Annotated in this window: 22 protein-coding genes and 2 tRNA genes; 8 read left to right on the top strand and 16 right to left on the bottom strand. The window is 51.1% G+C overall.

Annotated elements, in window-relative coordinates; genetic code table 11:
* Positions 1-508: 508 nt before the first annotated feature.
* Complete coding sequence (locus tag DYA43_RS04015) at positions 509-1,144, top strand: YchE family NAAT transporter (protein ID WP_020329859.1); 636 nt, start codon at positions 509-511, stop codon at positions 1,142-1,144.
* A 51-nt stretch (positions 1,145-1,195) separates the two neighbouring features.
* The gene (locus tag DYA43_RS04010; RefSeq protein ID WP_032081010.1) at positions 1,196-2,080 is read left to right on the top strand and encodes an ion transporter; all 885 of its coding nucleotides are present in this window, start codon (positions 1,196-1,198) and stop codon (positions 2,078-2,080) included.
* Between the two features lie 28 nt (positions 2,081-2,108).
* Here DYA43_RS04010 and asd read toward each other — a convergent pair whose 3' ends face one another.
* On the bottom strand, positions 2,109-3,224 hold the full coding sequence (gene asd, locus DYA43_RS04005) for an aspartate-semialdehyde dehydrogenase (protein WP_020331300.1): 1,116 nt from the start codon (positions 3,222-3,224) through the stop codon (positions 2,109-2,111).
* Positions 3,225-3,649: 425 nt separating this feature from the next.
* Between asd and nhaC the strand changes: the two genes are divergently transcribed.
* On the top strand, positions 3,650-5,089 hold the full coding sequence (gene nhaC / locus DYA43_RS04000) for a Na+/H+ antiporter NhaC (protein WP_061056264.1): 1,440 nt from the start codon (positions 3,650-3,652) through the stop codon (positions 5,087-5,089).
* Positions 5,090-5,142: 53 nt separating this feature from the next.
* Here the strand turns inward: nhaC and DYA43_RS03995 are convergent, their stop codons facing one another.
* Positions 5,143-6,393, bottom strand: coding sequence for an Hpt domain-containing protein (locus DYA43_RS03995; protein ID WP_051154360.1), 1,251 nt, complete (start codon positions 6,391-6,393; stop codon positions 5,143-5,145).
* Positions 6,394-6,508: 115 nt separating this feature from the next.
* Entirely contained in the window at positions 6,509-7,510 is a 1,002-nt protein-coding gene (gene yejK, locus DYA43_RS03990; RefSeq protein ID WP_024374226.1) for a nucleoid-associated protein YejK, read from the bottom strand.
* An 84-nt stretch (positions 7,511-7,594) separates the two neighbouring features.
* On the opposite strand from yejK, the gene DYA43_RS03985 reads away from it, so the two are divergent.
* The 5 genes from DYA43_RS03985 to DYA43_RS03965 all read left to right on the top strand — a co-directional run bounded on the left by DYA43_RS03985 (position 7,595) and on the right by DYA43_RS03965 (position 11,560).
* Positions 7,595-7,810 carry a YejL family protein gene (locus DYA43_RS03985; protein ID WP_020331296.1) on the top strand — a complete coding sequence of 72 codons (216 nt, stop codon included), beginning with the start codon at positions 7,595-7,597 and terminating at the stop codon, positions 7,808-7,810.
* Between the two features lie 34 nt (positions 7,811-7,844).
* The gene (locus DYA43_RS03980; RefSeq protein ID WP_038157969.1) at positions 7,845-9,650 is read left to right on the top strand and encodes a DUF3413 domain-containing protein; all 1,806 of its coding nucleotides are present in this window, start codon (positions 7,845-7,847) and stop codon (positions 9,648-9,650) included.
* A gap of 62 nt (positions 9,651-9,712) precedes the next feature.
* Positions 9,713-9,789, top strand: a tRNA-Pro gene (locus DYA43_RS03975).
* Positions 9,790-9,957: 168 nt separating this feature from the next.
* Positions 9,958-10,048 (top strand) — tRNA-Ser (locus DYA43_RS03970).
* A 318-nt stretch (positions 10,049-10,366) separates the two neighbouring features.
* A complete protein-coding gene (locus DYA43_RS03965; RefSeq protein WP_081094753.1) occupies positions 10,367-11,560 on the top strand; it encodes an amino acid aminotransferase in 1,194 nt (397 codons plus the stop codon).
* A 32-nt stretch (positions 11,561-11,592) separates the two neighbouring features.
* On the opposite strand, the gene DYA43_RS03960 is transcribed toward DYA43_RS03965, so the two are convergent.
* The 13 genes from DYA43_RS03960 to DYA43_RS03900 all read right to left on the bottom strand — a co-directional run bounded on the left by DYA43_RS03960 (position 11,593) and on the right by DYA43_RS03900 (position 24,011).
* On the bottom strand, positions 11,593-12,075 hold the full coding sequence (locus DYA43_RS03960) for an NUDIX domain-containing protein (protein ID WP_020331290.1): 483 nt from the start codon (positions 12,073-12,075) through the stop codon (positions 11,593-11,595).
* 3 nt (positions 12,076-12,078) lie between these two features.
* A complete protein-coding gene (locus DYA43_RS03955; RefSeq protein WP_061056262.1) occupies positions 12,079-12,999 on the bottom strand; it encodes a histone deacetylase family protein in 921 nt (306 codons plus the stop codon).
* An 80-nt stretch (positions 13,000-13,079) separates the two neighbouring features.
* Complete coding sequence (locus tag DYA43_RS03950) at positions 13,080-14,030, bottom strand: AEC family transporter (RefSeq protein WP_020331288.1); 951 nt, start codon at positions 14,028-14,030, stop codon at positions 13,080-13,082.
* 132 nt (positions 14,031-14,162) lie between these two features.
* Positions 14,163-16,004: a bifunctional sugar phosphate isomerase/epimerase/4-hydroxyphenylpyruvate dioxygenase family protein gene (locus DYA43_RS03945; protein ID WP_061056261.1), complete on the bottom strand. Its 1,842-nt coding sequence runs from the start codon at positions 16,002-16,004 to the stop codon at positions 14,163-14,165.
* A gap of 32 nt (positions 16,005-16,036) precedes the next feature.
* Entirely contained in the window at positions 16,037-16,861 is an 825-nt protein-coding gene (locus tag DYA43_RS03940; RefSeq protein ID WP_061056260.1) for a shikimate dehydrogenase family protein, read from the bottom strand.
* Positions 16,862-16,980: 119 nt separating this feature from the next.
* On the bottom strand, positions 16,981-18,498 hold the full coding sequence (locus DYA43_RS03935) for a tripartite tricarboxylate transporter permease (RefSeq protein ID WP_020331285.1): 1,518 nt from the start codon (positions 18,496-18,498) through the stop codon (positions 16,981-16,983).
* A gap of 1 nt (position 18,499) precedes the next feature.
* Positions 18,500-19,015: a tripartite tricarboxylate transporter TctB family protein gene (locus DYA43_RS03930; protein WP_020331284.1), complete on the bottom strand. Its 516-nt coding sequence runs from the start codon at positions 19,013-19,015 to the stop codon at positions 18,500-18,502.
* A gap of 82 nt (positions 19,016-19,097) precedes the next feature.
* Positions 19,098-20,105: a Bug family tripartite tricarboxylate transporter substrate binding protein gene (locus DYA43_RS03925; RefSeq protein WP_061056259.1), complete on the bottom strand. Its 1,008-nt coding sequence runs from the start codon at positions 20,103-20,105 to the stop codon at positions 19,098-19,100.
* A gap of 43 nt (positions 20,106-20,148) precedes the next feature.
* Positions 20,149-20,982, bottom strand: coding sequence for a class III extradiol dioxygenase family protein (locus tag DYA43_RS03920; protein WP_020331281.1), 834 nt, complete (start codon positions 20,980-20,982; stop codon positions 20,149-20,151).
* 4 nt (positions 20,983-20,986) lie between these two features.
* Entirely contained in the window at positions 20,987-21,340 is a 354-nt protein-coding gene (locus DYA43_RS03915; RefSeq protein WP_020331280.1) for a protocatechuate 4,5-dioxygenase subunit alpha, read from the bottom strand.
* 10 nt (positions 21,341-21,350) lie between these two features.
* Complete coding sequence (locus DYA43_RS03910) at positions 21,351-22,220, bottom strand: amidohydrolase family protein (protein WP_061056258.1); 870 nt, start codon at positions 22,218-22,220, stop codon at positions 21,351-21,353.
* Positions 22,221-22,273: 53 nt separating this feature from the next.
* Positions 22,274-23,341: a 4-oxalomesaconate tautomerase gene (locus DYA43_RS03905; RefSeq protein ID WP_061056257.1), complete on the bottom strand. Its 1,068-nt coding sequence runs from the start codon at positions 23,339-23,341 to the stop codon at positions 22,274-22,276.
* Positions 23,334-24,011 carry a 4-carboxy-4-hydroxy-2-oxoadipate aldolase/oxaloacetate decarboxylase gene (locus DYA43_RS03900; RefSeq protein WP_020331276.1) on the bottom strand — a complete coding sequence of 226 codons (678 nt, stop codon included), beginning with the start codon at positions 24,009-24,011 and terminating at the stop codon, positions 23,334-23,336. Before DYA43_RS03900 ends, DYA43_RS03905 begins: the two co-directional genes overlap by 8 nt.
* Positions 24,012-24,019 lie beyond the last annotated feature (8 nt).

Raw genomic sequence — 24,019 nt, 5'->3', positions numbered from 1 at the left:
AGTATAATATTTCAGTGTGTGAAAAAAATTGACTCAGATCAGTAATGAAAAAGTAATTACCCCTCAAGGGGTATAAGCCTATAGAAAAAATACCTAAGCGACTGATAATTATAACAAATAAAAACCATCACCCGGTGATAAAAAACTTCACCCTTGGGCCAAAAAAACTAAAAAAACTACAATACTTTGTAAAAAAGTTTCATTTTTAAACAACAACGCTACGTGTAACCGACGTTTAATGTGCTACTAAGAGTATATCTTGCTCCGTATCCCCCTCCACCACCACCCACTTTTTTTACAAAAAATGTGCTGATGTTAACAAACTGCGCGGAACACATACGCAATAAACACAATAGTGAAACAAAGCCTTTGCAACATTTGACCATAATTAGTTTTTTTTAATCATCAGACCAAAAACGCGATACTTTTTTTCATTCGTCCTTTTGCTATCTTTGACTTACATTACGCTTGCTTCATTTCAATCCCGTGATCGCCAAGAGACCCCTTAATGCATTTTGAGTTTGCTATCTTTCTACAGTTCTTTTTAGGTCTGGTTGCTGCTGTTAACCCGGTCGGTATCATGCCGATTTTCGTTTCTCTCACCGGTCACATGACGCCGGATGAAAAGAAAAAGACCGCGCGCACCGCTAACGTAGCCGTCGCTGTGATTCTGATTACCGCACTTCTGGGTGGTCAGATGCTGCTGGATATGTTCAGTATTTCTCTGGACTCATTTCGCGTAGCAGGTGGTCTGCTGTTACTGAGTATCGCCTTTTCGATGATGAGCGGTAAGCTGGGTGAAGATAAGCAAAACAAACAGGAAAAATCGGAATACATCAGCCGCGAGCAAATTGGCGTCGTGCCCCTTGCCATGCCTTTAATGGCTGGCCCTGGTGCCATCAGTTCGACTATTGTTTACGGATCACGTTATCCGGCTATGATGGATACCGCAGGCATCATTCTGACTATTTTGGTGTTCAGTGTAGCGTCCTGGCTGCTGTTTCGCTCTGCGCCATACATCGTCCGCCTGCTGGGTCAAACGGGCATCAACGTTATTACTCGTATTATGGGCCTGATCCTTGGTGCACTGGGTATCGAATTCATTACCAATGGTTTGCGCAGCCTGTTCCCAGGGTTAGCGTAAACGCTGGCGAGACGTTATGATATTGCAACGGATGAAACAGGTTGCAATATCATGCCCAACAACACACTCAGACATCAGCTTTACGTCATCATTTTCGGCACTCATACACGTGCCGGTCGACTGTTCGACATTGCTCTGATTGTCGCCATTCTGACTTCTATTTTTACCCTGATTCTGGAGTCGATTCCTGAAGTTTCAGCAGTATGGAAAACTGAAATTCGTTATATCGAATATTTCTTTACCGCTCTGTTTACTATCGAATATTTGCTGCGCCTTTACTGCTCGCCAAAGCCAACGGCTTACGCGAAAAGCTTTTATGGTGTGATTGATTTGTTGTCGATCCTCCCCACCTATTTCGCCCTGCTGTTCCCATCAGCCACATTCATGGGCGCGATTCGCCTGCTAAGGGTGATGCGGATCTTCCGAATCCTCAAGCTGGTGCGCTACCTGCAAGACTCCAACATTTTGATGCGTTCGTTACTTGGTGCCCGGCGCAAAGTCCTAATTTTCTTTAGCACAGTAGCGGTGTTGGTCACGATCTTTGGCTCGTTGGTGTATGTCATTGAAGGGCCGGAAAACGGTTTTACCAGCATTCCACAAAGTATTTACTGGGCGATTGTGACCATTACGACGGTCGGTTATGGCGACGTGGCGCCGCAAACGCCACTGGGAAAAGCCGTCGCTTCGCTCACCATGTTGCTGGGCTATTCGATTCTGGCGGTGCCTACCGGGATCATCACCGCCGAACTGAATCAGGAAATGAGCTCCCATCGCTCCTTGGTCAAATGTCCGAACTGTTCGTTGTCGGGACACGAATCTGACGCGTTGTATTGCAAACATTGTGGCAGCGAGCTGGCCGACCCGGATAAGCGGGTGGTGCCGGTATTGAGTGGGCACGATGAATATGAGGAGTTTGATAAAAATAAAGCGCCATAAAGGCGCTTTATTTTTTAGGAGAGAGTGCTTACTGTTTTTCAGCCAGAATGATGCGCAGTGTACGACGCAGAGGTTCTGCTGCGCCCCATAATAACTGGTCACCCACAGTGAAGGCGTTCAGGAAGTCATCGCCCATAGACATCTTACGCAGACGGCCTACTGGCACAGACAGAGTACCTGTGACTTTCGCTGGGCTCAATTCACGAGCGGTGATGTCGCGCTCGTTCGGGATAACTTTTACCCAATCGTTGTGCGTTGCGATCATCTCTTCAATTTCGTCCAGCGGTACATTCTGTTTCAGCTTGATGGTCAGCGCCTGAGAGTGGCAGCGCATCGCACCGATACGGACACAGGTACCGTCGATTGGTACTGGAGAGTTTTGCAGGCCCAGAATCTTGTTCGCTTCTACGCCAGCTTTCCACTCTTCTTTGCTCTGACCGTTGTCGCGTTTCACGTCGATCCAAGGGATCAGAGACCCTGCTAGCGGTACGCCAAACTGGTCTGTCGGGAAGCTTGAAGAGCGCATGGTTTCTGCCACTTTCTGGTCGATATCCAGAATAGAGCTTGATGGGTTTGCCAGCTCAGAGCTTACGGCATCATTGATCACGCCCATTTGCGAAATGAGTTCGCGCATGTTTTGTGCACCCGCGCCAGAAGCGGCTTGGTAGGTCATCGCGCTCATCCATTCCACCAGACCACGCTCAAACAGACCACCCAGGCCCATCAGCATCAGGCTAACGGTACAGTTACCGCCAACGAAAGTGTTGGTTCCACCGTGAATGCCTTGTTGGATTTGAGTCAGGTTGACTGGATCCAGAGTAATAATGGAGTCTTTGTCCATGCGAAGTGTAGACGCTGCATCAATCCAGTAGCCTTTCCAGCCTGCCTGGCGAAGTGCCGGGTACACTTTCTCAGTGTAGCTGCCGCCCTGACATGTAATAACCGCATCCAACTGCTTCAGGCTATCAATATCAAACGCATCTTGAAGTAAACCTGCTTCTTTGCCGAAGTTTGGCGCAGGGATACCGATTTGTGACGTACTGTAGAAAACGGGCTCAATCAGGTCAAAATCACGTTCTTCAACCATACGTTGCATGAGTACAGAACCAACCATGCCACGCCAACCCACTAAACCTACTCTCATCGCACTAACTCTCCGTGTATTCCAGTTAAAAATTCAATCCACCATCTATAAGTGGTTCAGGATAAAATCTCAAGCCTTTCTTCAGAAAAGTCGTAACTTTTTCTTTCGTAGCCCCTGTATTTACGGTCGTTTAGCTTTCAAGCCGTTAAAACCATTATATTTCTCAATTGTTCAGCGTTTGGTAATCAAATTTTCACTTAATTACCGAGCTTTTGTTACACGTATTTTTCACATTACAAATTATTTTGTTTCAAATAGTTTTCTCAATAACAACATTTAATCTCATCGGTTAACGGCCATAACGACACAAATCACACCAATTGAGTTTAATGTCGATATATTATTCCAACTCATGTACAGTTCCGCCGAATTCGTAAGGATGTTTACCTCTCCTTAGTATAACTACCCGATAAGAGGTTCCAATAATGACTCAAGCCCCCAAACGCTTACCTAGTCTGTTACAAGTGATTGTATCGCTGGGTCTGTTTTTACTCCTGGCTTTTTCGTTTACTGCTAAGCTCGATCTGCCTATTCAACTGGCTTTGTACATTGGCTGGTTCATCATTATTACGCTGGGCATCCGCCTTGGTCACAAGTACCAAGATTTGGAAAAAGCAGCACTCAGCGGCATTTCTAACGGTTTAGGTGCTGTTTTAATACTTTTAGCGGTTGGCGCGCTGGTCGGCACCTGGATTTCCGGCGGTATTGTACCAACAATCATTTACTACGGTCTGAAAGCTATCCATCCTTCCATCTTTTTGCTGGCGACCATGGTGATCTGTTCTCTGACGGCGCTGGCAACCGGCACCTCTTGGGGCGCAGCAGGCACAGCAGGTATTGCGATGATGGGTATCGGCCAGGGTCTCGGCGTTCCGGCACCAATCACCGCAGGCGCGGTGCTGTCCGGCTGTTACTTTGGTGACAAAATGTCCCCACTGTCTGACTCCGTGATTCTGGCATCTTCGATGTCTAACGTTGAGGTTGTGGAACACATCAAAGGCATGCTGCCGATCGCACTGATCAGCTACGTAATTACCGGCATCATGTTTACCTTGTTCGGCTTCCACTACGCGGGCAACGTGGACATGTCACAGGTTCAATCTGTGATTAATGCGATGGAAACACAATTCTACATTACGCCTTACTCGTTCATTCCGGTGTTGATCGTACTGGGGCTGCTGGCGATGCGTATGCCTTCATTCCCCGTGATCAGTTTTGGTTCTCTGCTTGGTATTATCTGGGCGGTGATGATTCAGGATGTCGACTTCCTGCAAGCATTCAATACTGCATGGGCACCGTTCAGCATCCAGTCAGGTGTCGATTTCATTGACGCAATTCTCAACCGCGGTGGTATGTCTTCCATGCTGGGTTCTGTCGCGGTTATCGTGTTCGGCCTGGGCTTTGGTGGACTGCTGGACAAAGTGGGGGTGCTGGAAACCATCGCCAAACTGTTTGAGCGTCGCGTCACCAGTCCTGGCTCGCTAGCGACCAGCACCATCGGAACAGCATTCATGGGCAACGTGTTTGGTTCTGCGATGTACGTCTCTCTGATCCTGACACCGAAAATCTGCGCCAAAAACTACGACCGTCTGGGGTACAAGCGTAAAAACCTGTCTCGCAATGCCGAGTTTGGCGGCACGCTGACATCAGGTATGGTGCCTTGGAGTGACAACGGTATCTACATGGCGAGTATTCTTGGTGTGGCAACGCTATCGTATGCACCGTTCATGTGGCTGAGCTTCGTGTGTATCCTTGTGACAATTTTCACCTCTTACATGGGTTGGTTTGTTGACAAGTGCGAGCCCACCGCCGAAGTGGCAGATGAAGCCGAACCGGAAGCGGTGCTGCAAAAGCAGTCTGCTTAACGCAAAAAAGAGCGCGATATTCGCGCTCTTTTTTTATCCGTTGTTGTCTGATTTCAACTGGCCCGCTTATTGAGAAAATAACGGGCACTTTCAATGGCCAGTTTGAGCTGAGATGTCAGTTGCTGTAGTTCAGGCTCAGAAGGCATGGTGTCCTGCTTTAGTTTCATTTCTATCGCCATGGCAATTTCACGCAGTCCATCAGCCCCTAAATTTCCAGCCACACCTTTCAGACTGTGTGCTTTGCGCAGCGCAGCTTGCGGATCGGTAGTTAACAATTGCCGTAAACTCTGGTCATCGTTGCGATGATCTTCAACAAACACTTCAAGCAACATATTCACCGAATCATGATCATCATTGAGCGATGACAGCATGCGCGCAATGTCGATGGCCGTCCCTTCTTCCGGCTGGGGAATCGGCTGAGGCTTAGTCATTATCGGCGTGACAATGTTGTGTTCCTTTTCCACCATTGTGACTACAGCGCTCGTTTCTTTGGCCGCCTCTTTTTTGCCCGCAGAATCGGCGGTGCGACCGCTGCGCATCATCAAGCCAACCAACAGTAACATTGCGATGGCGCTGCCGCCCATGCTCACAATCGTCAGGGTTTTAAACCGATCCTCATACTGAGCATTCACCGACATGATTTCATTGTGCACCCGATGACGCAGCAGCTTATCTACCAGATTGTCACCTTCGGCATAATGGCTGAGCAGCGTCGAGACCTTCGCAAGCGTATGTTGCAGATCATTTTTCGCGTCTTGTGGCAATGTCTCGGACAATTTCAATAAGGCATCAAAGGTACGATAGAGCTCAGGACTGCGCGCGCCCTCTGTGTAGAGCGCCTGCAACACATAAGCGCCAATCTTGAGATAATCCGCCTGAATATCCGGCTGTGATGCGTAACGCTCGCGCAAAGTCTGCAACCGCTCAACCAAATCGTTCACCGACAGTTCCACCGCCAGAAAACTTTGTGTTTGTTCGATAAAGCGGTCTGTTACGTAGAGAGTTTGCGTTAAATCGGGTTGAAACCAGTCGGAGGTCGAGTCTGCTTCCAATTGCAGCCGTAAGGAGTAGATCAACTGAATGTTGAGCGCCAAATCGTTGGCTCGCGTGGTTCGATAGGGCGCACTGAAATAGATGGTATTGCGCAGACCTTCAACGCTGTTTTCCAGTTCGTTGAGATTACGGCTGGTGGTTTCCAGAGCGCGGTATTGCAGCAAAACGAACAGCATCACCGCTCCCCATACGGCAATAACGGCGAGATACGACTTGTCCTTGAATAGCCCACTAACGCTGTTTGCTCTCATCCCTGCTCTCTGCATTACGATTTATTATTAAATACAAGCATATACTGAAATACAAAACCTGTCGTGACGCCACCAAAAAAGCCGAAAAAAAGAGCGCGATTGCGCTCTCTTTGATTTACTGCTTACGAGTCAGTTGATCACGTAAGTTTGGCGGTGTGCCTTTAATGGTCAGCGTGTCCGTTTCTGGATCGTAGAATACACGCTCACCCATCAACAGGCTGTCAAAGCTGATATTGAGGCCGCCACCAGCCCCCACGTATTTGGTCAGCTTGCGCACGGTGCTGCGATCACCCGGGAAACTTTCTTCCAGCTCATAGCCATGTTCGCGTGTGAAATCGAAGAAGCTGGTGCCATCAGTACTGGCTGGCAACTCGCCCGACAGTTCCTGAATCTGTACCTCTTCGCCCGCTTTAATCTGGTCGCTACAGTAATCGTAAACCTGCTTTTTGTAGCTGATCGCTTCGTCTTTTTCGAGCTTAGAATCGGTACAGAAATCTTCCACCGCCTGCATCAGCAGCTGGTTTTGCTGTTTTGGATCCAAACCGATATCCGCTTGTAGGAAGTCGAGGAAGAAATCCGCCACTTTACGCCCCACGCGGCCTTTAATGTAAGACAGGTAACGGTTGGAATCGCGATCCGTCTCGTAGCTCGACAAATCGATACGCGCGGCGATATCCATCTTGTTAATGTCGAGGTAATCGGTCGCGCTGATGTCGAGACCTTCAGTCACTTTCAGGCTTTGGTTCATCGGCAAAATACCGATAAACAGATAATCAGTAGCCAGCGACTGATATTCCGCCATCACCAGAATGCCTTCATCAGCAAACGGGTATTTCGCCAATTCATCTTTCAGACGCTGTGCGCTCAGTTGCGAAAATTCGTAAAAGTTTCGCTCACCTTTACGTAATTCCTGCAACCAGCTTTGAAAATCACTGTCAGACTTAAACGAACCGAACCCCTTACCCGCTTTCGCGTTGAACACGCGATGCAGTTCGGCCACTAGGTTTTCGGTTGAAGTATCATTATCGAGAGACTGAGCGCGGTAGTTAACCATCAACTCGTCATTATCGTTTTTGCGCAGTTGATGCAAAATGACATTGGAAAGGTGCAAACTCATAGTGAAATAATCATCGTACTGGTTTCAGTTGTAAGGCATAGTAGGTTATCATAAGCCGCTTTTACTATCATCATTAGAGTCTTTATGCCAATTACATCGAAATACAGTGACGAAAAAGTTGAAACTATCCTGACTGAAATCGCTGCCGTTCTTGATAAACATGATGCTTCTCCAGAGCTTACCCTGATGATTGCAGGAAACGTGGCGACCAACGTGTTGAACCAAAACGTTGCCTCAGCACAGCGCAAAGCGATTGCGGAGAAGTTTGCTCAAGCGTTAATGTCTTCGTTACAAGACTAATTTCATAGACAACACCGGATAAATAGAAAAATACATGGTAGATAGCGGAAACACATACGGCGAACGTGTGTCTCGTCTGGTTGGGTGGGGGCATTGGTTTGCCTTCTTCAACATTATCGCAGCAATGCTTATTGGCACACGCTACATCGCTCAGTCGCCGTGGCCGGATACGTTTCTGGGCCAATTTTACCTGACAATGTCCTGGGTCGGTCATTTCGGCTTCCTGGTTTTTGCCATCTATCTGTTAATTCTGTTTCCTCTCACGTTCCTGATACCGTCACGAACGTTGTTTCGGTTTATTGCCGTCTGTTTCGCCACATTCGGCTTAACCGTTCTGCTGATTGATACGCAGACCTATCAAACGATTAATCTTCACCTCACCCCGGTGGTGTGGGAATTGTTATTCAGCGACGACAGCAATGTCAGCGCCGATTTGCAACATCTGTTCGTGGTGCTGCCCCTGATTTTCTTGTTACAGCTCGGACTGTCGGAATGGGTCTGGCGCAAACAGCGTAAATTGTCACATAAGCGCATCGGCCGCCCGATGGCCGCCGTGTTCTTCATCAGTTTCATTGGTAGTCACCTGATTTATGTCTGGTCAGATGCGTACCTTTACACGCCGGTAACCAGCCAGAAGTCGAACTTCCCGCTCTCCTACCCGATGACTGCGAAGTCCTTCATGGAAAAACATGGCTTGTTGGATCGTGAGGAATACCTCAAGCGTCTGGAAGAGAAGAACCGCAGCAACGTGGATCTGGTCAGCTACCCGCTGGAAAAAATTCAGTTCGGCCGCCGCGCGAACAATCTCAACATTCTGATCGTGAGTGTGGATAATCTGCGTGCAGACGTGCTCACTAAAGACATGATGCCGAACATGACTCAGTTTGCGGAAAACAACCTGAACTTCACCAACCATTACAGCTCAAGCAACGATGCGTTTGGTATGTTCGGCCTGTTTTATGGCTTACCGAGCAGCTATGCCAGCAGCATCACAGTGCAAGGTACCGCACCTGTACTGGTGGATGTGCTCAAATCGCAGTCCTACCAGTTTGGCCTGTTCAGCGGTGATAACTTCAGTGACAGCCTTTACCAGGAAACCATTTTCCGCGGTATGCCGCTGTCTAAAGCACCGTTCGACCCTGACACCACATCTGACGAACAGACCATTCAACGCTGGGCCAACTGGGTCAGCGATAAAAGTGGCTCGCCATGGTTTGGCTTCCTGGAGCTCACGACCGTCGATAATTTCAGTAACTACGCAGACAGCAATTCCAAAGCCTCAGCGACCGAAAAGCTACGTAATAACTATCACCATTCAGTGAATGTCGCAGACCAGGAACTCGGGTTGCTGTTTGCCAAATTGCAAGAGATGGAACTGCTGGATAAAACCGTGGTGGTAATTACGTCTAATCACGGGACTGAATTCAACGAAACCAAAACCAACAGCTGGGGCGCGAACAGCAACTACAGCCGTTACCAGTTACAGGTGCCAATGGTGATTCACTGGCCGGGTAAAATTGCGGCGACCTTTACGCATCGCTCCAGCCATCTCGATCTGAGTGTGACGCTGTTGCAGGATCTATTGGGCGTTTCATCGAATCCGAATGATTTCAGCAGCGGCCGTAACCTGTTTAATGAAAATAAAAGAAAATGGATTCTGGCTGGCGATTCTCGTGAGCTGGCATTAATTACCGATAAAGACACCACGGTGATCGATAAGTTTGGTAACTTCAAACTGTTCGACGACAATTACCAACGTTTGAAAGACGCCAACCCAACTCTGCCAATTCTGATGCAAGGCCTGACCGAGTTGCAGCGTTTTTATTCAAAGGATAATTAAATCAGCGCGTTATCCAGCTTTCCAGTTGACGCACGGAATGAAAATGATTAGATTAATCCCATCGGACTGTAGCGCAGCTTGGTAGCGCACCGTCATGGGGTGTCGGGGGTCGGAGGTTCAAATCCTCTCAGTCCGACCATACACCTAGAGGGGAGTTTCCACATGGAAACTCCCCTTTTTCGTGTCACAAACTCCCAGAAATCCTACTCAGAACAACTTTTTGCGCTTAAACGCGCACAAATGCAGCAAACAGTTCAATTGGGGCTTTACAAGGTTTCCAGAGGCCGATAATATGCGCTTCAACAACGGAGAGATGGCTGAGTGGTTGAAAGCACCGGTCTTGAAAACCGGCGTACGTTAATAGCGTACCTAGGGTTCAAATCCCTATCTCTCCGCCACATTCGAAAAAGCCGCTGAGTCATCAGCGGCTTTTTTCATTTCTGCTTTGCCATTCTTTTCGTATCAATGCACTGAGCATTGCCGTTACCAATTCTCCGCGATACAAAGCTCATATCGCTGGCGAACTTCTCTTCACAACAAAAAACACTCACCGCGCAGTTGAGAGTTGACGTCACAATCCTGTTGGTGTCATTGTCGGTCATCGGGCTGCATGACCTCGGCCTGTTTATTTTTGTCGAACTGATGCGGAACCTGATTTACACCTTCAAACGCAGCTCAGACAGTTATCAGGTCAAATACAATAAGGAGAAAATACTGTGCTCAACCACGTTACTGCCTACGCCGGAGACCCTATCCTCTCGTTGATGGAAAAATTCATGGCGGACAGCCGCGAAGATAAAGTCAATCTGAGCATCGGCCTGTATTACGATGAAAACGGCAAGATTCCCACTCTGGACTCGGTGGCTGCCTCGCAGGAAAAACTGACTCAGGCAGAGAAGCAACCGTGCGTGTATCTGCCCATGGAAGGTCTGGCACCTTATCGTGCTGCCGTGCAATCGCTGGTATTTGGCACTCACCATCCGGCCCTGGAAACCCAGCGCGTTGCCACCATTCAGACTTTAGGCGGCTCAGGGGCACTGATGATTGGCGCAGATTTCCTCCATCACTACTTTCCACAATCGAAAGTATGGGTCAGCAACCCGACGTGGGAAAACCACAACGCAATTTTCGCCGGGGCCGGTTTCAACGTCGGCACTTACCCTTACTTCAACCCACAAACCAAAATGCTCGATTTCGACGGCATGATTGCCGCGCTGCGCCAACTGCCTGCACAAGACATCGTGCTGCTTCACCCCTGCTGCCATAACCCAACGGGCGTAGATCTGACCACAGCGCAATGGGACGAAGTGATTGACGTCATCAAGCAGCAGCAGTTGATCCCGTTCTTTGATATGGCTTATCAGGGTTACGGCGAAAGCATGGCCGACGATGCGTATGTGATTCGTAGGATTGCCCATGAAGAAGGCGTGGTGAGTTTTGTCTCCAACTCGTTCTCGAAGATTTTCTCACTCTACGGCGAACGTGTCGGTGGTTTGTCTGTGGTGTGTGGCAATGCTGAAGAAGCCTCGCGCGTTTTGGGTCAGCTAAAAGCGACTGTGCGCCGCAACTACTCCAGCCCGGCTAAATACGGCGCGACGGTGGTCTCTGGCGTGCTGTGCAGTGAAGCACTCAAAGCGCAATGGCTGAATGAAGTGGAAGGCATGCGCAGCCGCATTCTGACCATGCGTGAAGCATTGCACGACAAACTGAAGCAACTGCGCCCGGATCAAGATTTCAGCTTCCTGATTAAACAAAAAGGCATGTTCAGCTACACAGGCTTTAGTTCGGCGCAAGTCGATACGTTGCGCGAAACCCACGGCATCTACCTGATTGCGAGCGGCCGTATGTGTCTGGCAGGCTTAAATGCCGCGAACGTAGACAAAGTCGCCGCCGCGTTTGCTGCGCTGTAAGCACAACATCATCTCTGATCGGGCACGTCTGATCAGAGATGATTCACCTCTTCAGCATTACCCTGAATGTAACTGCCAAGGTGCGTGCTGAACCGCCCCTGTTGCACCAGTTCAATCAGTGGGCCTTGCAGCTCTTTAGGGTACATACGCATGGTCGGCAGCTTATCCAGCGGCACCCACTCCACCGACTGAATCGCTTCTTCATCATTCAATCCTTTGAGATTTTCGATGTGCGGCGTGCCCCGGTAACTATCGATGACATAGAAAAACTCGGCATGATAACGCTGCGGGTTGTGTTCAAGAAACTCGCGCACGCAAATCAGCTCACCCACTTCAACATCAATACCCGCTTCCTCACGAAACTCACGCTGAACACACGCTTTGGTGCTGCGGTCACCCACTTCAAACCCACCGCCGGGTGGAATCCAATATTCACCGGTAAAATCATGAATTTTCACCAACAAAATGGCGTCGTTTTCAATTAACAGGCCCGCGCCGCGAATACGATGTTCCATGGGTTACTCCTTGTGAACGTGAAATGCGGCTTTAAAAAGCTGCATGTGAATCGGCACCAGTGTCTGATGGTCGCTGCGATAGCCACCGCCAACCACACACGCCATCGGCAATTGATGCTGTCTGCCAAGGCGCATCATAAAGCAGTCGCGCTGAAAAATAGCATTGGTGGACACATTAAAGTAACCCAGTTCGTCATCCTGATGAATGTCGATGCCGGCGTCATAAATAATGAGGTCGGGGCGATGCAGATTGACGGCCATCTCCACTACCGCTTGAAAATGGCTTAGGAACTCGTCATCGTCCGCTTCACGGCTTAGCGCAATATCGATGTCGGATTCGGGCTTGCGCGCCGGAAAGTTTTTGTCGCAATGAAACGACAGCGTAATGATGTCGTCGCGCGCCGCACATAACGTCGCGGTGCCGTCGCCATGGTGCACATCACTGTCAACGATCAACACTTTGTCAATTCCGTCCAGCATCAAGGCCTGATGCGCTGCCAAGACCAAATCGTTGTACAGGCAAAAGCCGCTACCAAAATCGCGGTGCGCATGGTGATAACCGCCGCTAAGGTGAATCGCCACGCCATGTTCCACGGCCAGTTTAGCCGTCAGACAAGTGCCGCCCGCTGAAGTCAGCGTACGTTCAATCAGTGTTTCACTCCACGGAAAGCCGATACGGCGCATTTTCGCCGCAGGCAGCGAGCCGGAAGTCAGCGCATCGACGTATTCGCTGTCGTGAACCTGTTTGATCTCCTCGCACGTCAGCGCAGTGGGCGAGAAAAATTCAAAAGCGTGCGACCAGTCCGAGTCAGCCTGCATGCCGAGCAGTGCTTCATACAACAGGCGGTACTTGTTTATCGGATAGCGATGCCCTTGCGGCAGAGGCAACTGAGAATAAATAGAATGGTAGACCAGAGGGATCATAGCCGTGCCAGTACAATTTCGAATAAGCGAATGTTAACAGCTTGCGGCTAAAAAATCACAGCCCCCCTTTCCAGGTAGCGTTACGCCGCAGCCAGCCACCAGTGCGCAATACTCAGCATCAACGGAATGGTCACCAGTGATGCAGCCGTCGTGGTCAGTTGCGCTGTCGCGCAGAAGGCGCGCCGACCATACAGCTCACCCACAATCGCGTAGATACTCATCATCGGTACGGCAGTGATCACCACTAGCGTCATGGTCAATTCCGGTTCACCGGGCAGCAACCAACTCATCAACATCAGCGCCACCAAAGGGTGGATAATCAGTTTGCCAAGCATGGTCAGCGACAACGGTACCCAGCGGGTTTGTTTCATCATCACTCCGGCTAACGAGCCGCCGATAACAAACAGCGCAACCGATACGGCCGACGGTGCCAGCAGCGTCAGCGTCTGACGAATTACATCCGGGATCGGCACGGACAACACATTCCCACACACACCAACCACAATGGCGATCAGCAACGGGTTTTTCACCGTACGCCTGGCGACGCCAAGCAAGCGCTGACGCAATCCGGTTTGGGTGGTAATCGAGTGATAATCCATCAGCACAAAACAGACGGGCATGATGCACAGGTTCTCAATAATCAGCGCCATCGCAAAGCCGCTTACTGGTGGCGTATCCATCAATTGCAGCATGATGGGATAACCAACGAACGCACTGTTGGGGACCACCATGCCCGTCATCATCACCGCACTGTCGAGTTTGCTCTGCGCACCAGCTTTATTCAGCAGCCAATAGCCAAGTACCATTACGCTGACAGAGGTCAGCAGATACGCGAGCAGATAACGCAGATTGAACAGGTCATCCAAAGGCAGATCAATCAGGGTTTTGACGATGACCGCCGGCAGCGCAAGATACATAACATAGCGCCCCATCTCGGCAACAGATGTCGCAGAAATCAAGCGGCGGCGAACACATAAATAGCCAAGGAAGATGACCAGAAAGATGGGAAACACGACCGACAAAACGTTCAAAACAGCTTTCCTTATCGTTATAGAAACCTAGCGCGATGACGCGACACTGACCGAACTGACAGCGCAAAGACGCAGAGGGTGACACCGTGCGGCATCACCCTCAATTCATGATCACATTGCGTGGGCGAACGCTTAGTTACTGCGTTGTTGCTCGCGAGCCTGAGCAGCTAAGCGAATATGCGCATTGGGCTCACCATAGCCCTCATAATTTACCCGTTGCACCACTTCAAAGAACACACCGAAATGCTCTTTGGTGTAGAAGTGGAAAAAATGGCCATCGTCATTTTCATCGTACAGCACATTGTACTCCTGCATCGTGGTTAATAATTCAGGGTCAAGCTGAAAACGCGCATCCAAATCACGATAGTAGTTCGCCGGGATCGGCAAAATGCACTCTCTGGCGACCTTTTTCACCGTAGCAAAAATGTCTTCGCAGTTGAATGCGATTTGCTGTACGCCCGCTCCCTGCGAACGGTTAACAAATCGTTGCGCTGCGGAGTTACGTGCCGATGACGAGTTGAACGGAATGCGTATTTTTCCGTCCGGACTTTTCGCGACACGACTAGTGACCAGACCATTAATGTCGGTCAGATCCTGACTTGGTTCGATATCAAAGCCAAACAATGCCTTAAAGAAGAAGGTCGCTGAAAGCATATCGGTATCGAGAACCGTCTGGCCAACATGGTCGAATGCCTGCAAGCCGACCTGTTCGGTTTGCTCCTGATCGTGAGCCACCGGCACAAAATCGATATCAAAGAACTCCGGTTGCGATTGGCTGTCGACAAAGTAAATCAGTTGATCGCCGACACCTTTGATAGCCGGAATATTGAGCTCACCCGGCCCGGCCTGATTGTTAAAACGCGCGCAGCCGTAGTGCTTGGTGCGTTTGATCATCTGCGCGACGCTGCTGGTCCCTAATCCGAGAGCACACACCGAAACACCGTGAGACAAAAAGTACTGGTGCGCCTGACTCTTCGGCTCATGATTGAGTACCAAATTAATGTTGCCTTGGCGCATCAAATCGACATTTTTAGAGCGGTGACGATGAGTGACCGAAAAACCAAGCTGTTTAAACAAATCCACCAGTTGCTGGCCATCTTCCCCTTCAATTGCAAACTCGATAAACGCCAGTTCATCAATGGTCGGTTTAGGCACTTCCGGCTCTTTGAGCTGCTCACCAAGCCAAATCAGCGAACGCATGCCATCAATCGCTTTTTCAGTCGCCTGCGATGCGCGAAAGCCATCGTTAAAAATCTCATGCGAGATATAGTCGTGATAGCCTTTTTCCTTCAGACACTGCATGAACTCCAGAATCGGCATATCGCCCTGCCCCGGAAAACAACGGAAATGGCGGCTAAAATTGAGCACATCCATTTGCAGACTTGGCGCATCCGCCAGTTGCACCAACGCGATTTTGTCGGCGGTGATTTCGTTGCGCAGCGTATCGAGCGTGTTGTTGCGCGCGTACATATGGAAAGTATCGAGCAGAATACCCAAGTGGCTGTGGTCTGTTCGCTTGACGATGTCCCATGCCTGGTCGTAATCGTGCACGAAGCGTCCCCACGCCAGCGCTTCATAGCCAATCATGAAGTGCTCTTTTTGCGCCAGTTCGGCCAGTTCATGTAAATCCGCCGCGGCACGGGCAGGATCGTCAATCACGTGTGGCGAGACGTTAGAACAGATCATCAGTTTCGACGTGCCCAGCTCATGCATCAGCTCGAACTTTTTCCGTGCCTGATAGAAGTTCTGCTTACGCAGCGGTTCCGGCATGGCCTCAAAATTACGCAGCGGTTGCAGGGCAATGATTTCAAGCCCGAGACTTTCCGCCAACTGTCTGACCTGACGCGGCGTGAGCTCTGATTGCGTCAAATCGTTTTCGAAAATTTCCACGCCATCAAAGCCGGCATTCGCCGCCGCGTGCAGCTTCTCCACCAGCGAACCGGAAATACTGACCGTTGCAATTCCTGTTTTCATTTCTTTATCCTTAATTGGCGAGCCTGAAGGTATTACTCGGCGCTGATTTCACCACGTAGCGTATCGCTATCGACCGGACAGTCAGCAAAACACTCATACGCATCCACGCCTTGGTGGATAAAGAGTTCAAAGCCGCTGATCACACTCATGCCTTGTTGCTGAGCCAGCGCGATAAACTCGGTTCTGACCGGGGTATACACCGCATCAAACACCCAGCGTTGCGACTGAACCTGCTCCTCAGTAAACGCTGCGCCCGGCGTGGTGTAGTGCCCCACCGGCGTCGCATTCACTAAGCCATCACACTCCAACGCGCAGGCAGTCAGTGCATCGCGGCTCACGGCGCTGCACGAAATACCCGCCTGCTGCAAATCATCGATCAGTGCCTGCAAACTGGTGGGTTGTTCGTCGTAAATGTAAAGATGTTCCACCGCAAGCTGACCTAAACCAAAAGCAATCGCGCGGCCGACACCGCCGGCACCTTTCATCAGCACTTTGCCAGGGCTCTGCTCCGGGCACTCTTTGCGGTAAGAGCGGACAAAACCGCTGCAGTCAGTATTGGTGCCACGCAGCGTGTCGCCATCGATCAACAGCGTATTCAGCGCCCCCAGACGCTCACTGGTTTTGAATTTGCTTTGCACGATATTCCACGCCCACACTTTATAGGGATGAGTGATATTCACTCCCCGGTAGCCGCGCTGCTTGAGATCATTCAGCAACGCAAACAGCGCTTGCTCGTTTTCCAGTTCGCAGTCAAACAGTTCATACGTGGTGTTAATGTTGAGTTTTTTACCCAGTAATTCATGAAGTTGAGGGGACTTACTTTTTTGAATGTGTTGACCAATGAGTCCGAGTTTCATACGACGTTCCTCTTCTGTTTTCTCTGACACGCGGCAGCAGCTACCCGCAGCACGGCCACATAAGGGCTGTGCTGGGGTCATTACCGTTGTCTTAATAATGTATTCGGCGACGAGTTAGGTTATTTGGCGACGGATTTGCTATACAGGCATCGCCCTTTGTATTTCTTCCAAATCGGAGTTTGCGACAGATAGATGAGGGCAATCATCACCGCCAGCACGCTTGAAATCGGGCTGGTGAAAATTCCCTGAATCAAACCAATCACACTGTCCTGCTCCGCCAGCATGGCACGGCGCCAGTTCTGATCCATCAAGCTACTGAGGATCACGCCGAGAATGACGGGAGCAATCGGGTAATTGTACTGACGCATGAAGTAGCCCAGAATCCCGAAGGCCATCATCCACCACACATCCGTGATCGAGTTGTTGATGGCGTACGCCCCGACCACCGACAACACCACAATCAGCGGCATCAGGATGCCTTTCGGGCAACTGACCAGTTTGCTGAACACCTTGATGCCCGTCAGGCCAAAAATCAGCACGAAGATATTGGCCAGCGTCAGGTTACCGACGGTAAACCAGAAGATGCTTGGGTTCTCAGCCAGCAACAGCGGGCCAGGGTTCAGACCATGGATAAACAGCGCGCCGATAAAGACCGCCGTCACCGCATCGCCCGGAATACCCAGCGTCAGCATCGGAATGTAAGCGCCGCCGACGGCCGCGTTGTTGGCAGACTCCGGTGCCACCAGACCTTCCTTCGCGCCCTGACCAAACGGCACTTCCGGATTTTTGGTGGTACGTTTTGCGTAGTCGTAGGCCATCAGCGAAGCAATGTCCCCACCGGTGCCCGGCAGTGCGCCGACAATCACCCCCATCAGGGACGATTTGATACTCAGTGGCAGATAACGACGCACGTCCATCCAACCGGGAATGATTTTAGTCAGCTTCTGTTTAATCACGGTTTTATCGATGTTGTGCAGTTGGCTCAGCACTTCCGACAAACCGAACATGCCGATCATCACCGCAATCGGGTTGATGCCATCCCACAACTCGACAATACCGAACGTGAAGCGCTCTTCCGCCGTCATCGGGTCAAGACCAACCGTCCCGACCAGGATCCCCAGCGCGCCAGTAAACATGCCTTTAGCGAAGCTGCCGTTGGAGAGCGAACTGATGAGCATAATGCCCAGCATGCCGATCATCAGGTAATCACGTGGCTGAAACTGAATGGCAAACGTGCTGACCAGCGGCGCGGCAAACGAGAGCACCAGAATGCCGACGAAGCCGCCAATCACCGACATAATGGTGGTCAGGCCGATTGCGCGTCCGGCTTCGCCTTTTTCCGCCAGCGGATAGCCGTCCAGTGCAGTCGCAATCGCAGATGGCGCGCCCGGAATATTAAGCAGGATTGCCGTTCGCGACCCGCCGTACACACCGCCCATGTATACGCCCACCATCAGGCACAGCGCGTTATTAAGATCCCACGGGAAGGTAAACGAAATCAGGATCGAGACGGCCATGGTCACTGACAGTCCCGGAATCGCGCCGATATAAATGCCGAGAAACGTACCGAGCGCGGTGAGCGCCAGTAAGTTGAACGATGTCCAGGACATCAAGAAATAGTTGAGAGATTCCAACATGTTATGCGCCTCCCTTCATCAGTTGTGACAGATAAGAAAGCAGTTCTGCTTCAGGGAAAACCCCTTCTGGCAGAATAACCAGAAACACTAAACGGAAGACGATGTAGATCACCACCAACGCGACCAATGCCATACCGATGGCACTGGTTAAGCGGCGCTTATGCAGGAAATAGAGCGCGACAGTGAGAAAAATCAGCGCTGAAACAATAAAGCCGACGCTCTCAAGGCAGAGTGAAAATACCCCGATCAGCGCCATCATAAAGACGACATTACCCGGTAAGACATGTTTGAAAAACTGCGTCACCGCGGCTGGAACCGCCGCCTTCTTCCAGCTTTCCCACAGCGTGAGCGCTGAAAACACTAACATGATTGCAGCCGCACTCAGCGGAAATGAACCCGGTGAACTGAGTGTGTACAAATCAGAAATAAAAAAGGCTTGATACAGCAACACAAGGCTCAATACGACCATTAACGCGTTAAATACCAATTCACCCGGCTTTCTGGATTTAACATCCATGGCAAATCTCCTCGATAGTCCTTTTTATAAAGTGTGCGAAGCCACTGGCATGCTCCGGCATGCCAGGGTCGCAGTAACACTGTTACTTGCTGATCTTTTTAATATTGAATTCTTCAGGCGAGTGTTTGGCGATGCCAGAATCGTAGACAATCCACGAAGCGACAGAGCGGAACCGTTCCAGATAGTCGTTCGCCGCGTCTCCGGACAGCCCCAGGAAGGTAAAACCACGTTTCGTGACCAGATCTTTAAATTCTGCGCTGGCCGCAGATTGGTTGAAGGCTTGCGACAGCTTTTGCACAGCCTCATCCGGCGTGCCTTTTTTCACAAAGATGCCAAAGAATGAACTGTATGGTAGCTGCGAGGCGAGTTCCGGATAGAAGTCCGTCACCGGCTTAACCCCCGGCAGTTCCGGATTAGCGGTTTTGTCCATCAGACCGATGATCTTCATCTGCCCCGCACGCAGGTACTCTTTCGCCGGGCCATAAGAGGTCGGCATCACATCAATGGCGTTGCCCAGCAGCGCCGTCATCCCCGGACCATCGCCGTTGTATGGAATATTGGTGACTTCAAAGTGTTCCTGGTTTTGCAGAATCGCCAACAGAATCGATGGCAGACCGCCCGGCCCGGTTGAACCGACTTTGATCTCTTTCGGATGCGCTTTCGCGTAGTCGATGAACTCTTTCACGTTGTCGTAAGGCGCATCATTGCGCGCCACGATAATCGAAATACCCTGAGCCAGAATCGAAATCGGCACCATATCGCTGTAGTCGATATCAGCCAGTCCCATCACTTTATACAGCTGAGGGTTTTCAGCGCCCATCAGCAGTGTGTAGCCATCGGCGCCACGCGCGTTAACGTATTTGGTCGCAATCGCCCCGACCCCGCCGCTGCGGTTGGTCAGAATCACATCGGTACCCAGCAGCTTTTCTGCTTCCGGCGTCACCGAGCGCATGATGCTGTCCGTTGCACCGCCTGCGCCCCATTGAATGATGCCCTGAATGTTCTTGTTCGGGTAATCCGCGGCCATCGCCAGCGTCGACCCCATCATCATCGCGCCAACGGCAAGGCACTTGAAGTAAGAGTGTTTCATAATCTCGTCCTGTATTTATATTTTAATGAAATTAATGATTTAACTACTCAAGTAACAACAATCCGGCTCCCGTGTTGGAAATCGGTATATGGTAGTTGCTGTGTTTCACGGTCAGCTGCGGGTTGAGCACGCCGCGCATTCCGAGCCACATGATCAGCTCAGGTCCCTGAGAACCGGCCTGTTCAACCAAATCACGAATGGTCAGTTTGGTTAACGCTTCGGGTTCGTTAACAATCTTATCCATGCAATAAAGGTCAAATTCCTTGTTGATGAAGCCGGCACGCTCGCCATCCAGCTGATGCGATAAACCGCCGGTACCCAGCACCACCACTTTCAGATCTTTGTCGAAGCTGCGAATCGCATCGCCCATCGCTTTGCCAAGGTCGTAGCAACGTTTTGGCGAAGGCATCGGATGTTGTTCAACGTTGATGCACACCGGAATCACTTTGATGTGGTCGTATTGGTAACCGGGCCACATCAGTTGCATCGGTACCGTCAGACCATGATCGACTTTCATCTCCTGACAGATAGTGATGTCAAATTCCTTATCGACCAGTTCATTACAGATGTGCCACGCCAGTTCCGATTCACCACGAATGGTCGGAATCGGCTTTATCCCCCAGCCTTCATCCGCATTGTGGTACTCTTCCGCCACGCCGATAGCAAACGTCGGTTTACGGTCAATGAAAAATTCCAGACCGTGGTCGTTATAAAAAATCACTGCGACATCCGGTTGCTTTTCTGCCAGCCATTCACGCACGGGTGGATAAGCAGCAAAAAATGATTTCCAGTAGGGCGTGTCTTGCAGGCCTTCATCGATCGCTTTGCCGATTGCCGGAATATGTGATGTGGTGATCCCACCTAAAACTTGAGCCATCTGCTTATCTCCCTGCATCCACCAGCTTCTGTTTAAACGCTTCGACACTCATGCCTGTCTGCAATGCGCCGATATCCTGCATGTTCATGCCCAACGCTCCGGCGAACTTCGCCAGATAGTAAATGTTGCCACCCAGCTCAATCATGCGCAGCAGGTCGCGCTCGCGAACCGCCTGCTTCTGCTCGTCAGTCAGACCAAAGCGGTCGCAATAAGCCATTTCATCGCTGAAAAACGCTTCACGCGCAGACGCTTCGTTGAGCGAGTAACACATTTTGTTGAGGCCATAGCCCTTGCGCGCCATGTGACCATCGAAAAACGTGGTACCAAAAATGGGCACTTCATTTTTTACATACGCCATGCTCAGTTCCTCATTTCCAGTACAGTTTCATCGGGTTGGTCACCAGCAACGTTTGTTGCAGCGCTTCGGTTGGGGCAATGCGCGGAATCACATCCACCAGATGGCCATCATCCGGCATGTGCGATTTCATGTTCGGATGCGGCCAGTCAGTGCCCCACAACACTTGATTAGGGAAGTGTTCCACCAGATAGCGGGCAAATGGCACCACATCGCTGTAATCCGGCGGCGTTTGTGTCAGGCGCTCTGGGCAGCTCACTTTGGTCCAGATCTGTGGATTGTCTGCCAACAGCTGGGCGAATTTCTGGAAGTTCGGATGATCGACACCCAGTGCAACGTCCGGGCGGCCCATGTGGTCGATGACGATTTGTGTGTCCAGCTCAAGCAGGAATGGGGCGATGTCGTCAAAATCCTGCGCTTCGAAATAGACCACAATGTGCCAGCCAAACGGGCGGATTTTTTCTGCGATACCGAGGAACACCTCTTTAGGCGTCGCATCGACCAGACGTTTCACAAAATTAAAGCGTACGCCGCGCACGCCCAGATCATGCATGTGTTGCAGCTCTTGTTCGGTGATGTCGGGAGAAACCACCGCCACCCCACGCGCTAAATCCCCCGCGGTTTCGAGCGCGTCCAGCAGTGCGGCGTTATCGGTGCCATGGCATGACGCCTGCACAATCACATTGCGTGCAAAACCGAGATGATCGCGCAGTGCAAACAGCTGTTCTTTGGACGCATCACACGGCGTGTATTTACGCTTCGGCGAATACGGGAACTGATCGCCCGGGCCAAACACGTGGCAATGCGCGTCGACCGCCCCGGCTGGCGCGACGTATTGCGGCTTACTTGGGCTGGGATGAAAGGGTAAGTAGTCTTTATCCATGTTTCTCGTCCTTATTATTCTAATCTTTCGTCAGTTTCACGCGGGTGTGGGGGTTAACGGCCAAACACCACACCATCAAACAGTTTGCGAGCGGTTCGCAGAATGGCAGCGCTCTTGACGTTGTCGTTTCCATCCAGTGTCACCACCACACTGAGCTCTCCGCTCGGATGCTCAATGCTGAGAGTCATACGCTCACTCTTGTGTACCTTAGCGACTCGGGCCGCAGGCGACCCCGGCAGCAAACACGCGGTGGCCATGCTCACCGCTCCCAGGACACCAATCGCGTCATGGCAGCGGTGAGGAATAAAAGTGCGAGTATTGATGGCGCCGCCCGCTGAAGGCGCGCTCACGATACTCATTTTGGGCACGGACAATTCCGTCACATCACCCAGATTCATCATGGATCCGGCTTTGATCCGCAGCTGTTCCAGTTGTTGGCGCAGCTCTTGATTGCTTTCCAGCTCCTGCGGCGTTTCGCAGCCTGATAAGCCGAGTTCTTCGGCCAGCACCACCACCACCGGCATGCCGTTGTCGATCAGGGTGACCTGCAGCCCGTTGATCTCATCGACCGGATTGCCCGTTGGCAGCAGCGCGCCACAACTTGAACCTGCGGTGTCCTGAAACTCAATCTCAACAGGGCTTGCCATACCGGGAACGCCATCAATACGGGCTTCTCCCCGGTAACTTACCTGACCTTGCGGAGTTGGAATACGGCATACGGCAATTTGCTCCGTGTTTTCCATAAACACAGTGACATCCGTCACTCCGTCTTGCGCGGCGACCAGACCATGCTCAATGGCAAACGGTCCAACACCCGCCAGAATGTTGCCGCAGTTCTGCTTATCGGTGACCAGAGCCTGGTCAACGAACACTTGCAGAAACAGGTAATCCACATCCACGCCGGTACGTTCAGAAGGCTTTACCACCGCCACTTTCGAGGTCAGTGGATTCGCGCCGCCCATGCCGTCGATCTGTTTGGCATCCGGAGAACCCATGACATCCAGCAGAAAGGCGTCACGCGCTACGCGCTCCTGCGGCAGATCCGACGCAAGAAAATAGCCGCCTTTTGACGTTCCGCCGCGCATCCACATGCAGGGTGCACAAAGTGGCTGCTCAGACATACTTGAGGCCTTCTTTTTCCAAGCGGCCGCGCATCTCATAGATATCCAGCCCCAGTTCGCCATTGGCTAAACGCACGCGTTTGGCTTCTTCACGCGCTTCACGGGCACGGGCTTCTTCCAGAACCCAGGCCGCTTCTTCGCGGCGCACCACACAGACGCCATCGTCATCGGCAACAATCACATCGCCCGGGTTGATCACTTCATCGGCACACACAATCGGTACGTTGACCGACCCCAGAGTGGCTTTGATGGTGCCCTGCGCGAAAATATGTTTTGACCACACCGGGAAATTCATCTGCTTGAGTGTGCGGACATCGCGCACACCGCCATCAATAATGAGGCCAACCACGCCACGCGACTGCGCAGAGGTTGCCAGCAAGTCACCAAAGAAACCGTGGTTAGACGGCGACGTGGGCGCAAACACCAGAATGTCACCGGCCTTGGCTTGTTCCATGGCCACGTGCATCATCCAGTTGTCCCCTGCCGCGCCGGAGATAGTCAGTGCCGAGCCTGCCACTGAGACATCGCTGTAGATTGGGCGCATATAATCGGCCAGCAGGCCTTTGCGGCCCTGCGCTTCATGCACCGTTGCCACACCACATTTCGCCAGCCCGGCAATGATCTCCGGGTCAACACGTTCAATATTCTGCACTACGACGTTATTACTCATCGTTCTTA

Origin of the sequence: Vibrio fluvialis, from assembly GCF_900460245.1 — a bacterium.
In the GTDB taxonomy this organism is placed as follows: domain Bacteria; phylum Pseudomonadota; class Gammaproteobacteria; order Enterobacterales; family Vibrionaceae; genus Vibrio; species Vibrio fluvialis.
This window is presented reverse-complemented; position numbering and strand designations above follow the sequence as displayed.

Excerpts from the sequence above, each read along its gene's own strand:
- yejK (WP_024374226.1), bottom strand. The coding sequence starts at position 7,510 with ATGAGTTTGCACCTTTCCAATGTCATTTTGCATCAACTGCGCAAAAAC.
- DYA43_RS03935 (WP_020331285.1), bottom strand. The coding sequence starts at position 18,498 with ATGTTGGAATCTCTCAACTATTTCTTGATGTCCTGGACATCGTTCAAC.
- DYA43_RS04015 (WP_020329859.1), top strand. The coding sequence starts at position 509 with ATGCATTTTGAGTTTGCTATCTTTCTACAGTTCTTTTTAGGTCTGGTT.
- DYA43_RS03915 (WP_020331280.1), bottom strand. The coding sequence starts at position 21,340 with ATGGCGTATGTAAAAAATGAAGTGCCCATTTTTGGTACCACGTTTTTC.
- asd (WP_020331300.1), bottom strand. The coding sequence starts at position 3,224 with ATGAGAGTAGGTTTAGTGGGTTGGCGTGGCATGGTTGGTTCTGTACTC.
- nhaC (WP_061056264.1), top strand. The coding sequence starts at position 3,650 with ATGACTCAAGCCCCCAAACGCTTACCTAGTCTGTTACAAGTGATTGTA.
- DYA43_RS03945 (WP_061056261.1), bottom strand. The coding sequence starts at position 16,004 with ATGAAAACAGGAATTGCAACGGTCAGTATTTCCGGTTCGCTGGTGGAG.
- DYA43_RS03920 (WP_020331281.1), bottom strand. The coding sequence starts at position 20,982 with ATGGCTCAAGTTTTAGGTGGGATCACCACATCACATATTCCGGCAATC.
- DYA43_RS03960 (WP_020331290.1), bottom strand. The coding sequence starts at position 12,075 with ATGGAACATCGTATTCGCGGCGCGGGCCTGTTAATTGAAAACGACGCC.
- DYA43_RS03985 (WP_020331296.1), top strand. The coding sequence starts at position 7,595 with ATGCCAATTACATCGAAATACAGTGACGAAAAAGTTGAAACTATCCTG.
- DYA43_RS03930 (WP_020331284.1), bottom strand. The coding sequence starts at position 19,015 with ATGGATGTTAAATCCAGAAAGCCGGGTGAATTGGTATTTAACGCGTTA.
- DYA43_RS03905 (WP_061056257.1), bottom strand. The coding sequence starts at position 23,341 with ATGTCTGAGCAGCCACTTTGTGCACCCTGCATGTGGATGCGCGGCGGA.
- DYA43_RS03955 (WP_061056262.1), bottom strand. The coding sequence starts at position 12,999 with ATGATCCCTCTGGTCTACCATTCTATTTATTCTCAGTTGCCTCTGCCG.
- DYA43_RS03995 (WP_051154360.1), bottom strand. The coding sequence starts at position 6,393 with ATGAGAGCAAACAGCGTTAGTGGGCTATTCAAGGACAAGTCGTATCTC.
- DYA43_RS04010 (WP_032081010.1), top strand. The coding sequence starts at position 1,196 with ATGCCCAACAACACACTCAGACATCAGCTTTACGTCATCATTTTCGGC.
- DYA43_RS03900 (WP_020331276.1), bottom strand. The coding sequence starts at position 24,011 with ATGAGTAATAACGTCGTAGTGCAGAATATTGAACGTGTTGACCCGGAG.
- DYA43_RS03940 (WP_061056260.1), bottom strand. The coding sequence starts at position 16,861 with ATGAAACTCGGACTCATTGGTCAACACATTCAAAAAAGTAAGTCCCCT.
- DYA43_RS03980 (WP_038157969.1), top strand. The coding sequence starts at position 7,845 with ATGGTAGATAGCGGAAACACATACGGCGAACGTGTGTCTCGTCTGGTT.
- DYA43_RS03925 (WP_061056259.1), bottom strand. The coding sequence starts at position 20,105 with ATGAAACACTCTTACTTCAAGTGCCTTGCCGTTGGCGCGATGATGATG.
- DYA43_RS03910 (WP_061056258.1), bottom strand. The coding sequence starts at position 22,220 with ATGGATAAAGACTACTTACCCTTTCATCCCAGCCCAAGTAAGCCGCAA.